Annotated in this window: 13 protein-coding genes and 6 pseudogenes; 4 read left to right on the top strand and 15 right to left on the bottom strand. The window is 37.6% G+C overall.

Annotated features, from left to right (window positions below; all coding sequences use genetic code 11):
• Positions 1–102: 102 nt before the first annotated feature.
• The 11 genes and pseudogenes from FTT75_RS14530 to FTT75_RS14480 form a co-directional block, all read right to left on the bottom strand.
• Positions 103–381, bottom strand: a pseudogene (locus FTT75_RS14530) (IS66 family transposase); the annotation flags it as partial.
• A 74-nt stretch (positions 382–455) separates the two neighbouring features.
• Entirely contained in the window at positions 456–791 is a 336-nt protein-coding gene (gene tnpB / locus FTT75_RS14525) for an IS66 family insertion sequence element accessory protein TnpB (RefSeq protein ID WP_157799610.1), read from the bottom strand.
• Entirely contained in the window at positions 788–1,192 is a 405-nt protein-coding gene (locus FTT75_RS15920; protein ID WP_227523651.1) for an IS66 family insertion sequence element accessory protein TnpB, read from the bottom strand. The genes tnpB and FTT75_RS15920 overlap by 4 nt, the downstream gene beginning before the upstream one ends.
• A gap of 72 nt (positions 1,193–1,264) precedes the next feature.
• On the bottom strand, positions 1,265–2,623 hold the full coding sequence (locus FTT75_RS14515) for an NAD(P)-binding domain-containing protein (RefSeq protein ID WP_074382685.1): 1,359 nt from the start codon (positions 2,621–2,623) through the stop codon (positions 1,265–1,267).
• Between the two features lie 447 nt (positions 2,624–3,070).
• Positions 3,071–3,330 (bottom strand): annotated as a pseudogene (locus FTT75_RS14510) (IS1 family transposase); the annotation flags it as partial.
• A gap of 206 nt (positions 3,331–3,536) precedes the next feature.
• Positions 3,537–3,732: pseudogene (locus tag FTT75_RS14505) on the bottom strand (hypothetical protein); the annotation flags it as partial.
• 188 nt (positions 3,733–3,920) lie between these two features.
• Positions 3,921–4,118, bottom strand: a complete 198-nt coding sequence (locus tag FTT75_RS14500; RefSeq protein ID WP_074382686.1) for a hypothetical protein — start codon at positions 4,116–4,118, stop codon at positions 3,921–3,923.
• A gap of 62 nt (positions 4,119–4,180) precedes the next feature.
• The gene (locus tag FTT75_RS14495; RefSeq protein ID WP_005093624.1) at positions 4,181–4,414 is read right to left on the bottom strand and encodes a hypothetical protein; all 234 of its coding nucleotides are present in this window, start codon (positions 4,412–4,414) and stop codon (positions 4,181–4,183) included.
• Positions 4,415–4,511: 97 nt separating this feature from the next.
• Positions 4,512–4,727 carry a cold-shock protein gene (locus FTT75_RS14490; protein ID WP_005093626.1) on the bottom strand — a complete coding sequence of 72 codons (216 nt, stop codon included), beginning with the start codon at positions 4,725–4,727 and terminating at the stop codon, positions 4,512–4,514.
• An 885-nt stretch (positions 4,728–5,612) separates the two neighbouring features.
• A complete protein-coding gene (locus tag FTT75_RS14485; protein WP_005093629.1) occupies positions 5,613–5,885 on the bottom strand; it encodes a hypothetical protein in 273 nt (90 codons plus the stop codon).
• A 151-nt stretch (positions 5,886–6,036) separates the two neighbouring features.
• Positions 6,037–7,218, bottom strand: a pseudogene (locus FTT75_RS14480) (BREX system Lon protease-like protein BrxL); the annotation flags it as partial.
• Between the two features lie 23 nt (positions 7,219–7,241).
• Here FTT75_RS14480 and FTT75_RS14475 point away from each other — a divergent pair.
• The 3 genes from FTT75_RS14475 to FTT75_RS14465 all read left to right on the top strand — a co-directional run bounded on the left by FTT75_RS14475 (position 7,242) and on the right by FTT75_RS14465 (position 9,136).
• Complete coding sequence (locus FTT75_RS14475; RefSeq protein WP_159138990.1) at positions 7,242–7,514, top strand: transposase; 273 nt, start codon at positions 7,242–7,244, stop codon at positions 7,512–7,514.
• A 49-nt stretch (positions 7,515–7,563) separates the two neighbouring features.
• On the top strand, positions 7,564–7,893 hold the full coding sequence (locus tag FTT75_RS14470; protein WP_159138991.1) for a DUF4236 domain-containing protein: 330 nt from the start codon (positions 7,564–7,566) through the stop codon (positions 7,891–7,893).
• 88 nt (positions 7,894–7,981) lie between these two features.
• On the top strand, positions 7,982–9,136 hold the full coding sequence (locus FTT75_RS14465; protein WP_218945125.1) for a diguanylate cyclase: 1,155 nt from the start codon (positions 7,982–7,984) through the stop codon (positions 9,134–9,136).
• 17 nt (positions 9,137–9,153) lie between these two features.
• Here the strand turns inward: FTT75_RS14465 and FTT75_RS14460 are convergent, their stop codons facing one another.
• From FTT75_RS14460 to FTT75_RS14450, 3 genes and pseudogenes are all read right to left on the bottom strand, one after another.
• Positions 9,154–10,386, bottom strand: coding sequence for an ATP-binding protein (locus FTT75_RS14460; RefSeq protein WP_159139014.1), 1,233 nt, complete (start codon positions 10,384–10,386; stop codon positions 9,154–9,156).
• Between the two features lie 618 nt (positions 10,387–11,004).
• Positions 11,005–11,202 (bottom strand): annotated as a pseudogene (locus FTT75_RS14455) (HNH endonuclease signature motif containing protein); the annotation flags it as partial.
• A gap of 56 nt (positions 11,203–11,258) precedes the next feature.
• A pseudogene (locus tag FTT75_RS14450) lies at positions 11,259–11,483 on the bottom strand (ISNCY family transposase); the annotation flags it as partial.
• A gap of 83 nt (positions 11,484–11,566) precedes the next feature.
• Here FTT75_RS14450 and FTT75_RS14445 point away from each other — a divergent pair.
• Positions 11,567–11,743, top strand: coding sequence for a hypothetical protein (locus FTT75_RS14445; protein WP_159139020.1), 177 nt, complete (start codon positions 11,567–11,569; stop codon positions 11,741–11,743).
• Positions 11,744–12,030: 287 nt separating this feature from the next.
• On the opposite strand, the gene FTT75_RS14440 is transcribed toward FTT75_RS14445, so the two are convergent.
• On the bottom strand, positions 12,031–12,225 hold the full coding sequence (locus tag FTT75_RS14440; protein ID WP_159139019.1) for a hypothetical protein: 195 nt from the start codon (positions 12,223–12,225) through the stop codon (positions 12,031–12,033).
• Between the last annotated feature and the right edge of the window lie 286 nt (positions 12,226–12,511).

Here is a 12,511-nt window from a genome sequence, read left to right as displayed (position 1 = left end):
GAAATTCATGCACGTGTAGCAGTCCTCAACAGATTTACGGAATTAGGTCGACCACTTACCCAAGTTACGCCTTAAATTTGGCTCAATTAGGGGCGCTTTGCATTTCAAATCTTTGTGCAACAAAGCCCTGCCGAATTTATGCTTTTTAAACAGAGCCAGTTCATGCTCGTATTTTTGAGTGAGAATAGAGAGATGTTGGTTGCATGCTTCCAGATGTTGAACTTTGCCATCTAATTGTTGATTGGTGACTTCCAGATGTTGAACTTTGGCATCTAATTGCTGATTTGATTGTGCCAAAGACTGATGCTGCATCGCCAATTGCCGGGTAAATTCCAGCAGTTGCTCATGGGTCAGTTGGTTTAAATCAGGCAGCGTTTTCATGACCGCAGTATGCCTGAGGTCATGAAGAGAATGAAATAGAACGTTTGGAGAATAGCAGAATGTACGAGCCTGGTTTAGAGCATCGTCACCACCTGCTGTCGTCCAATTCTCTGCCAGGGTAAACCCTGGATCAGTGCCTGCAACTGCTCTGGGCTGAGGGCTACGGTTTCACCCTGGTGAATCTGAGCCCAGTGAAATTTACCCTGTTCCAGCCGCCGGGCACACAGCCAGATGCCCAATCCATCATGCACCAGCACTTTCATGCGATGGCCACGCTTATTACAGAACAGGTAGGCGCAATGCAGTTTGATCGAGCCAAAGGCTCTCAGCACCTGAGCCATGGCAGTATCCATACCCGCACGCATGTCCATCGGCTGGGTAGAGAGCCAGATTTCATCGATATGGATCATGTTGCAAGTGCCTTGAGTAATTCTGCTAAAGCAGATATTTCTGATACTTGCCATTTCAAGCCAATTTCTGCTTTTGAGTGGGGTAAAGTAATTTGAACCGTTAACATGTCAGTAGGAGTAGGATCTAATGGTGCAGAGCAAGATAAGGCAATAAATGCAGGTTTATTCGGTAGTGGTGAGCGATCATTCCCTGGCTTACCATCAATTAAGCGAATCCATTTGGATACAAGATTTGTATTCAATCCATGTTGCAAAGCGACCGAAGCAATTGAAACGTTCGGTGCTTTAAGGCAAAGGATTTCTTTCTTTGCTTCGAGAGGTTCATGTTCATCAGGGTTGTTACGTCGTAAAGGCTGTACGGCCTTATTTGTCTCGGAGAGTGGTGGCAGTCCAAACAACAAACCCCATGACCATAACTTATGGGGCTTGTTGGCTATTTTGCTGCGTATTGTGTGGCTTTTTGTGATTAAGCCTTACATCGCTTCACGTTGTGCTTCATCTTCCAAATAGTTTTCTAAAGAATCATCTAGCGCATATAACCATGGCGTGTGATGTGGCTTAGCCATTTTTCCAGTCATTACTGAGCGATAGACTTTATCTCTAAAGCCCATAATGTTTTCTTTTTTATGCTTTTTCCATTGCATGAAAATATCATGCACTGCATCAATATTGAATGATGGATAGTCCGTCTGCGCAATCAGGCGTTTGATGTAGTCACCTTGGAAGCGGGCAGATTGTTCATCGTTCAATAGGCGCTGCTCTTTTTGATGTAAGGTCTGCGTATGGCTCTGCATTTCTGCCGTGCTTGGTAAAGCAATTTTGCCCAAAATCACATCACGGACAAACCATGCTTGCGCATCGAACATATTGAAGGTGTACCATTGATCTTGCATGCCCAAGTAGAACAAGCGAGGATTCTTTTCCCACACCACACCCTGATATAAACCCTGCGGATAAAGGCAGTTATGTGTTCTGAGGCGTAGGTTATCTTCAATAAATGGGAAGTGGTGCAAATAGCCTGTGCATAAAATAATGGCATCAATTTTGGCAGATGTTCCATCACTAAAATAAGCAGTATTTTCATCTACACGCAGTAATTGTGGCTTTTCAGACCAGTTTTTAGGCCATTTAAAGCCCATGGCTTTACTACGATAGCAACTGTAAATTTGCTTAGCACCGTATTTATAACATTGCGAACCAATGTCTTCGGCAGAGTAGCTGCTGCCAACCAATAACACAGACTTGCCTTTAAATTCCAGCGCATCACGGAAGTCGTGTGCGTGTAAAATGCGACCATGGAATTGATCAAAGCCTTCATAAACAGGAACGCGTGGGGTAGAGAAGTGTCCAGATGCAACGACAACATAATCAAATTGTTCTGAATAATGCTGTTGTTGTGCATAATCTTCGACATCTACCGTGAATTTTTGCGTTGTTTCATCATAGGCAATATGCTGAACGGCACTATTGAAACGAACTAAATCTTTGACCTGTGCTTTTTCTGCACGGCCTTTGATGTAATCCCACAGTACTGCACGTGGTGGATATGAAGCGATTGGTTTTTTGAAATGTTCATCAAAAGTATAATCGGCAAATTCTAGCGCTTCTTTGGGGCCATTTGACCATAAATAGCGGTACATACTGCCGTGGACAGGTTCCCCATGTTCATCTATACCAGTGCGCCAAGTATAGTTCCATAGCCCGCCCCAATCATTTTGTTTTTCGAAACATACAATTTCAGGAACTTGTAGACCTTTGGCCTTTGCTGACTGAAACGCTCTTAATTGGGCCATGCCACTTGGGCCAGCACCAATAATTGCAATTCGATCCATTGCTATCTCCATTAGTTTTGAGTTCTTAATTACCTCTCCAATTTTGAGTGTCACAATTTAGGATTTGAAATATAAGCATTATAAAGATAAGCAAATACAATCCTAAATTGAGCGATTAAAAATCTGTTCAAAATAGGATGTGAATTAAAAAAAAGAAAAAATAATAAAATGTGCTAAAGACAGTAAAAATTACCTAAGCAATTCATCTTTATAAAAAATACATTTTTTAAGAAAGCTGATCTTATCATAATTTCTGATTAATTGTGGCTTTGCTTAGTTATAAAAGTGAATTTAAAGTCATTCCATTAATATTTAAAATTTTATCATTTGGTATATGTTCTTGATTCTTATTAGGTTTTTCCTATAGATTCTAAAGAGAATTTTTTTAGATTTTTTCTTAAAATTTGTTTGAATTGAAGTGGTGGTGTTTCAAAAAGTATGCTGGGATTAAATGCAGCCATTATTGATGTGGAAGAAGGTTAAATCGAAAGCCTTAAAGTGGTTTTCTAACTTTTTCGAAAAATTACAGCTTCTCCTAAATCCACGCCTGAGCCGATGCCTGATTCTGCAATTATTACCTTCAATACCTACAGTAAAGAACTTACCAATCGATTGCTTATAATTTTAAAAGCAGTGACAAAACTGTCCCATAAATTACTCGAAATTCGCCTCCGACAAACCCGGTACGGTTCACCTAACTTTTTCAACTAACTACAAATGTGTCGCACTTGGGATTTGAATCTGCGTCGATAAAAATCATCTGCTGCCACAGAGAATCTATAAATAATAGTGCGCAAGTCCCAATAGATTAAAAAATGCTCAATTTTGGAATTTCCCCAAAGTTATCAGCTCTTCCAGGGCGAAAACTATCCCCAATTGCTGTGGATAAAATTTAGGCTATTTTGTACGCTTTATAGATCACCCGGATACCGCCACTTTTACCATTATTGCCTTGAGCACAAGGTGCTTTACGAATTCCACCACCATTTTTTGATTCAATCGCCCTGATCAGGCTATACCAAGAGATCTTGCTGGAGCTGACGATACCTTTCATCACTCACAAGCTCTTTGATTTGCTTGGTAAAAATACTGTTTTCAATAAATAAAATAGGTTTAAGTACGTCAATGGCGTATAAGAATTTTAGCAGTTTTAGAACAAAAAAAACGAGAGCTGTGAACTCTCGTTTCGCATAAGCAGAGGCTTACAAATATAAATATGAGCTATAAAAAAACCCGCATAATAGCGAGCAGGTTCTGATATTTGATCCAGACTATGGATTTTATAGAAATTATATTTCTAGATGATTTTGAATATTTTTCCACTTAAAGTACTTTGAAAAAGCATTTCAAAACTAGGTCGAATATCTTCACCATCGACGGTGATATGTTTTATATTCGAATGAGATTGGGTGGTGGCAAAATCATGATCCACAGTAGCTTGAATAGCGTATTTAACGCCAAACTGGTCTTTGATGCTGAGAGTCTGTTTAAACATATATATCCCCTTAAAAAAAATTGCAGTGGAAAGTCCACATAAACCATTGATGTTTATTATTTTTATTGATACACAACTTTATCATTTAATTTAAATAGCTGATTTAGAGAAGTGTAAAATGTACGACCATCCAAATTTAAATCAACCTCGATTCCAGATTCCAGTAGAACTCTTTTACCGACTTCAATTTGTTTTAAACCTTGACGTGTATTTTGCATTTTATGTAGAGGAATTAATGAAACAATAATTTCAGTACCATTTTTAGATTTTGCAATTAAATCATTTATTTTTAACAACTTATATCCTATTTTTTAGAAATTTTTTCAATTTTGAAAACATTTTAAAGTATAAAAAAAGCACTAATGAGTGCTTTTTATTACTGCTTATTATTACTTAGATAGCAACAATATTTACAGCATTCGGTCCTTTTTGACCTTGAGCTACACTGAATTCAACTTGCTGGCCTTCAAATAAGGTCTTGAAACCTGAATTCGCGATTTCGCTGAAATGAGCAAAAACGTCTGGACCTGATTCTTGTTGAATGAAACCAAAACCTTTAGTTTCGTTAAACCACTTAACAGTACCTTTAACAACATTTGAGTTTGACATAATATATCCTACTAATTTTTAATAATTTTTTAGTCATTTTATTGACTGATTAATAACTTTGAAATAATAAAGAAGCGACTTAAAATCTGAAAAAACGAAGGATTATGACTAAAACTGCGATACTTAAAGAAGATTTACCGGAACAAGACTTTTTTCTAGTTAACTTAACTATACACTAAAAATAGTAAAAATCAAGTTTTCTTATATATATATTTATTAAACTAATAAAATAAGATTAAATTAATTAAAAAATTCAGTAAAATCATATTTTTATTGTAAATGTAACAATATAAGGTAATATGTAGAGTTGAGTTAGATTGATAAATAATGAATGCGATTATATAGTTCTGTAATAACAATATTGATGTTTTTAATTTCGGGAATGATGATTTTTTCCCATATGCAAGTCATAGATAAACCGCCAAATTTTATAGCTTTAAATACTGATAATTAGCAGTATGTGATAAAAAACCGCCTGTTAGGTTAATGCCAGTCAGTTAAGGAAATTTAGATTAAAAATAAATCTAAATTTCCTTATTTTTAAATTTTAATTGATCTAATTTTATGTGTTATTGAACATAATTTTAGTTCTGAAATTCTTAACTGATCAGCATTAGCCTGTTAGGTAGTTTTTTACTTTTGAAGAAATAATAAATATCGTTTATTTAACATAAACCCTCATATACAAAATTCGGGTGTCAGCCCCAAATAGAAATGTCCGGTTGCTCCAAAGTAAAAATTTCCGCTTTTAGAATACGCACTTTTGTGAGTGTCGAAGCGGACGGTTTGAATTACAGCAGATTGATGGATTCCTCGCTCCAAGCGCCTAAAATGAGCCAATGTCTGGCTGCCCTGCTTGATCGAGCAATTGAATCGTCAATTTATTCAGTCCTTAAGGATTGTAGAGGGTGGTTCAATGAGCTGGGTACCATTCTTGTGAGCAAATGCCTCATCCATTTTCTGCGCAACAGCACTGGGTTCACCATGTTTCGCAATATATTCAGCCCTTCTTTGCATAAACTCCGCTTCTCTTTGTTGAGCTCGCTGTATTGATTCATCAGGCTGTTGCCGTGGTTGTGTCGTCTTATAATTATAGAAGCCGACACCACAAACCAGGACAATCAAAAAAGCGATTTGTTTTTTAACAACTTTATTCACTTGCTCTCATCTCTATCAAATACCATCGCTTTTCCAGGCAGCAAAATTTCACCCTATTTAAAAAAATGGCTCAGTTATTTTATTCATCAATCTATTGATATTGTTAAATATTTATAAAGAGCCATTTCATCATCTTAAAATACGACTACCTTCAATCCACACCCAAAGCTTTAAATACCGCATCCACAGGATCCGCATAGAAGTTGGTCTGGAAGTTGATAAACAGTTCCACAGGAATCATTGGGATATCTGCCGCACTACTCATTGGCAAAGCAACCTTCTTGGCACCCGCATCAAAAGCCACCTGAAGACACTCAGCAATACTTTCCACCGGTGTCACAGAACCACCCAAGCTCATATCACCCAGTACCACCATCTGACTTTGTACCGATCGTCCTAACAGGCCAGAAGCAAAAGCCACTAAACTTGGCAGAGCAAGATGGCTGAGCGGGCCGGTATTCTGTAATTCCACCACATGTAAGTGGAAGTCATGTTCCAGCACCTTACTGCCACCCGAGATCCGGGATGCATTGGCCTTGAAGTAGTCAAATGCAATTTTGTCCTGCTCCTTGGCACTACTTGAATTCCATAAGCCTGATGTCGCCAGCTTTCCTGAACCTTTGGTGACTTGAAGTTCTAAGCGGTATAACCTCGGCATGCCTTTATTACTGAGCCCGATGGTATATAAGAAACCTGGCTTGGCTGGACCTTCGGGAATCAGTCCACCACCACCCTGCTCTTTTACCGATACAAAATGTTCTTCTAAGGTATCATTATCGATATAGCTGAAATGAACATCATAGAATTCCATGCCACCAATTTTCTTCAGCGGCTCTTTGATACGACGGCGCACCTGCAACGCATATTCCAGACACTGGCGTACATCTTCTTTATTAAACTGACCGTGTGGGTAGAGTAGCTTCATCAATCCGGAAACCGTCTTGCGAACGGCGATCACATCACGCTGATTCAGGTTGTTACCGAGTTTGAAGTACTTCTCAATGGAATCTGCAAAGCTACGCTTGCGCATTTCCCGGAAGAATTCAGCCAGATAATCAACGATCAATCCATAACGGTTGGTGAAAAACTCCGGGCGCATCTTCGGAATTTCCCAGCCGGGGATATAAGCATGAAAACGATCGAAGAATGCTGAATCGATCATGGCTTCAGGGAAAGGTGCCAACAGATGGCTGGTTTTGCCCAGAGATTCAACGCTTTGGTTGATATTCCCCACAAAAACCATCGAAGCTGAGGCTTCCATCTGTTCCCGGCTACGGGCAAAAGATCCTGAGGCCATGTAGTCTTTCATGATCTGTACGCCATCTTTGTCCTTTTGAATGCACGATTACGACCTAAGTGTTTGAAGGGTGGATTGAACACGATTTATTACCAAAATTAAAGAAAAAAAGTGTTTTAATTATGGATAATGCTTCTTTTCATAAAGGTCAAAAATTACAAGAACTCCTGAAAAAAGTAGGTCATTATTTAGTTTGGTTACCCCAATATAGTCCTGATTTAAATCCAATCGAAAAAATGTGGTCTAGAGTGAAATCTGTTCGAAATAAATTTAGAGTTGCAGATAGTGATAAATTATTTAAAGATCACTGTGGTGATTTATTTAGTATTTAGCTATATCAACTAAAATACACAGCGAACTGGTTTTGCAAATGGGGGGAATATGGGCTTTAGATTTCACAAGAGTATTAAACTGCTACCCGGATTAAAAATTAATCTGACGCATAAGGGCATCAGCAGTGCGAGCATTGGCAAACCCGGTGCTTCTCTAAATATTGGTAAAAAAGGCACTCGAACCAGCGTGGGCATTCCAGGAACAGGACTCTCTTATTCCAAACATCACCCCTATACAAATAGCCCGAATACCCCACAGAATACATCTCAGCAACCACCACGATTGCATCGCCTAAGTATGGAGACATCCAGATCAACTGTCTGGCTTTGGATCGCTTTTGGGGTGTTGTGTTTTATTGTCGGTGCAATGATTTTTTAGCGGACAGTATTTCGTAGCTTAAGTTAAAAATAAGAATGATTAGCTAATTCTTTCTAAACAATTTAGAATAAAAATCACACAGCTTTGGATGGTCATACAAGACGTACATCTACCAGATATCCAATATTTTTTATTAGCTTATCCGATTTGTTTAAGTCTGATAGGTGCTGTTTTTATTGCTACGCATCTAGGCTTTCAAGCGCCTAAATATTTATTCTGGATGGGCTTGGCTTGCATTTTTCCATCCATAGGATTAGCCGCACAGACACTGATGAGTAATGCTCAACTGAGGCTGACCGCGCCATGGCTGGCACTTTTTTATTTAGGTGGTGCTTGGGCCGTTGCCCATGGCATGCTGTTAAAAGCCAATTCAAAATCAAATATATTTGTAGCAAGCACTTTGATTGTAGTGGGTATGGGGTCACTGTTATATTTTACCCATGTCGATGAACAGTTGTGGCCCCGCATCGTCACCATTAATATTATGATTTTATGCTTGGAAGCTTTAGCACTTCCAAAAATCTATGTTTTATTTAAAAAAACCTACGCCTTAGAAATGCTTTTATGTGCGAGTTATTTTCTCTTATTTGCTTATGGGGTGCTTAGAACCTCAATTGTCATTATATATTTTCAAAATGTGCAAAACGTCGCCTTGGCAACAACAACATGGTGGATGACCATGATTGCTGTCAATCTGTTCCTCAGCCTGTGGTTTGCAATTATAGTTTCAGCGGTAGCGGTAAAAGAACGGTTTGATATCATTAACGAAGAAAGGTTGAGAGATTCTTTAACCAAGCTGTATAACCGCAATGGTTTTTTAGAAAAAACCAAAGATTTGTTTAATGAATTGCAGCACGGTGAAGTCTATCTGGTGATGTGTGACCTTGATAGTTTTAAGGAGATCAATGATACCTGGGGGCATGTGGTCGGGGACAACATCCTATTGGAAATTGCAAATCTATTAAAATCCAACATTCGGCAAGGTGATATTGCCGGCAGATTTGGCGGAGAAGAATTTATTGTATTATTGCAAAGTGCAGATCAAGAATCTTCTTTTGTTTTGCTGGAACGCTTACGTAAAAAGATTGAAGGGCACCTTTTTGTTCATCAGATTCGAGTGACTGCAAGTTTTGGGGCCGCCAAAATAGATGCAGAGTCCCAGTTAATGAGTGCTTTAGAAACCGCAGATCAACGTTTATACCAAGCTAAAAATAATGGCCGAAACAGAGTGTGTTTTAACTAACCTAAGTAGACTCCACTTTACTTATTTTCAGACAGCAACCAATCAAGAGCGTTCATTTTTACAATACCATTATAATTGGCTTCAGTCCCGATCGTGTCTAAGGTAAGTAAATACTTGGGATATGAATCAGAAATTTTCTGTAATGGACGTAACTCTCGGCTTAGTGTCTCCTCATTGAGGGTTTCTAATGCCACCTGATAATAAGTTAAATTCTGTAAAGTATCGACAGCAACAAAATCAATTTCATATTCATCAATCCGCCCTACATAGACCGTATAACCTCGTCTGACAAGCTCAAGATAAATCACATTTTCTAAGATATGACCTTGATCAGCATTAGCATCAGGCAACATAATGCGGCGCAATCCAACATCAACTAAATAGTATTTTTCAGAGGATTGTAATAACTCACGCCCACGTACTTTAAACTGTGCGGCGCTATAAAATAGCAAACTGTCCTGTAAGCCCCGAATATAGCGCTTCACTGTTTCAAATGAGATTTTAACCCCGCTTGAAACAAAGGTATTTTTAATTTTATTGATGGAAATGGGTGAGCCTGTCACGCTTGCCAAATATCTTGCGACACGCTCGAGAGAGTTAATATCGGCAGTATTTAAACGGGGAATAACATCTTTAAACATTACACTGGCATAGACTGCTTGCAAGTAATCATAGGTTTCCTGCTGGCTGGTCATGGCAAGCGTATAGGGGAAACTACTTCGCGTGTACATGGCATACAAATCACGATTGGATAATTGTTGGATGATCGGATTATTTTCAATATGCCACTGTTTAAACTCTTGGAATGACAAGGGTAAAACATGTTGCTCGATATAGCGTCCTGTGAGTAAAGTCGCAAGTTCTCCACTCAGAAAGAATGCATTTGAACCTGTAATATATAAATCGATATAATCCCGAACATATAAAGAGTCGACTACTTTTTCAAAATTGGTAACATGTTGTATTTCATCTAAAAAAACATAGTTTTTCTTGCTTTCATCAACTTTTGACAATACATAATCATGTAGTTTACGGTAATCGGTGAGTTCTTCAAATTCCATAAATTCAAAGTTGATGACAATGATGTTTTCGGCTTGTACCCCCTGTGCTTTTAGGTCTTGTTGAAACATCGCCAGCAAGGTGGATTTTCCAGAGCGACGTACACCCGAAAGCACTTTAATGACATCACGGTTTTGCCATGTATTCAGAAATTTTAAGTAGCTATCACGTCGAATATTAGTTTTTCTCACTGTTTCCACTTAAACTCTAAAGTTTTAATTAATTCTATCAAAATTTAGATACCAAGTGAAAATATATTTAATTACAAAGAAGGTTTCCAGTTCATGTGAAATATTTAAAATTCTAAACTGCTGTTATAGCAGTTTAGAGACGCTAATCACGACAAGCTCCAAGATACCAGGTCTACTCTTTAGACGAAATTTGATAGGTTTTCATCGATGAGATAATCCAAATTCTGTCTTTTTGATTATTTTCTATGTCATGTTATGTCATTGCTGCTGCGACTTAACTGCTATATAAATTAAGTGAAAAGTAAAAGGAATTAATATGTTAACTAGAGTGGAACTCATTTTTGTTGTGCTGATGGTCTCAGCCTTAATCCTAATTGCTTATGAAATGCTAAAAGGTTTATTTTAGAGCATCTATACAATTTTTGATCAAAAAAAAGCCCACAGAGGGAATCTATGGGCAAAACTAAGGACCTTGACGGTCATTCAGAAACTACTGCTAGTTTCTGGTTGTGATTCTGGACTGAATTAAAAATAACCACATTGGCTGAATGTATCAAAAGTTAAATCATGTGATTAATCATTGATACATCTGCAAAAATGAGCTCATCGCTCTGTTGATTAATACAGTAATTCACCAAACAAATCCGCTCTAATCTCTTCCAGACTCAGATCTGATTTCATTCTATTACAGATGGGATGAACCAGCAGACCATTCTCTAGAACACCTTGCCCACCTACGGCTTTGGCAATCCGATGATCCGATTCAGTAGAATCGAGATAGATTAATCCATCACAAATGGGGCAAAAGTTATGATTACTGTTATTCACCAATTAAAATGTCTATGCGATAAACCATTTAAAATGTCCTGTTTTTAACTACAAGAGTCAAGCACAGGATTTAACTTTCTTTGTTCAATATCGGCTTTCTGAGCTTTACGGCTTGGCATACTTTTCTTGGCCCGGGAGCGTTTATTCTGTTTCTCCAACTCTTCATGCTGTTGCTGGATATGCGCCAGAACTGAACCTAATCTTTTATTATCAACGACTTCATTCTGCTGTAGCCCAGCCAATTTATTGAAGATGCTGTATAGGCATTTACTCATCGATACTGGTTCTGTTAAGATTGGGTTTATAAGAATTAAAATGTTCAAAAAATCTAATAAAATTAATGGATATATTTATGAATAAACGGACTGCTTTAGAAATTACCCAAAAGTTACGATCTATTTATGCTCATCAAGTCAGAGTGGCAGAGCTATTCTTAAAAATAGGCGAAGTCTCTAATCTTACCCCTCTAATCCTCACAGGAAATAAAACCGTTTTTTCTTTTAAAGAAACGGGGGAAATCTCTCACTAAAATTAAAAAGGAAATTTCTTCTGTGAAAAGTACTTCGCAAGCAGACGAAGTATTGGCAGATATTATTTCTGAGCTGGTATAGTCCCGACAGTAAATAATGAAAAAAGCTGAATTTCCTAATAGGAAATTCAGCTTTTTTTTTACTTTCTAGTGAGACTAATTCTCACTATTACTTCTGTTTTTTAAGCTGCTTTTTGAGCTTATTTAACTTGTTTTTGTGTTTTGAAATCTTTTCAAGACGTGCTTTGATCTTCTGTTTCAAGATTTTAACTTGCTTCGACATGATGTCACTCCTTGGTATGAATATCCGCTGACTGATTTTTTTTCATAAAACTACTGATAAATTTTCTTAATTCTCTAGCGGCACTGGTGTCCATAGCTTCACACAATTGAATGAACTCATCACGTTGAGTGCTGTTAATGCGAATTAAGAGTTGCCCATCTTTTTTGTTGGCCTTTATTTTTTTGGGTTGATCAGTCATAAGATATTTATTCCCAAAGGCACTAAAACAATAAAATGTATATACACTATATATACATTATGAAAACTAAGCAACTATTTAATTTATTGTTTTTTATTAATAATATTGTTATTCCTGATCGGATGGAAAACCGGACATTTCTATTTAGGGTTTATAACTTAGGACTTACGCATTGACGGATTCAAAAAAGTATTAAAATACTTTATAAAGTATCTGTGATCAGACGAATTAAACATGCTTCTACAGCAACTTGTACATTACCCATTTATATGGGCTTTCTCATGAC

It is taken from the genome of Acinetobacter sp. YH01008, assembly GCF_013420435.1.
In the GTDB taxonomy this organism is placed as follows: domain Bacteria; phylum Pseudomonadota; class Gammaproteobacteria; order Pseudomonadales; family Moraxellaceae; genus Acinetobacter; species Acinetobacter pseudolwoffii.
This window is presented reverse-complemented; position numbering and strand designations above follow the sequence as displayed.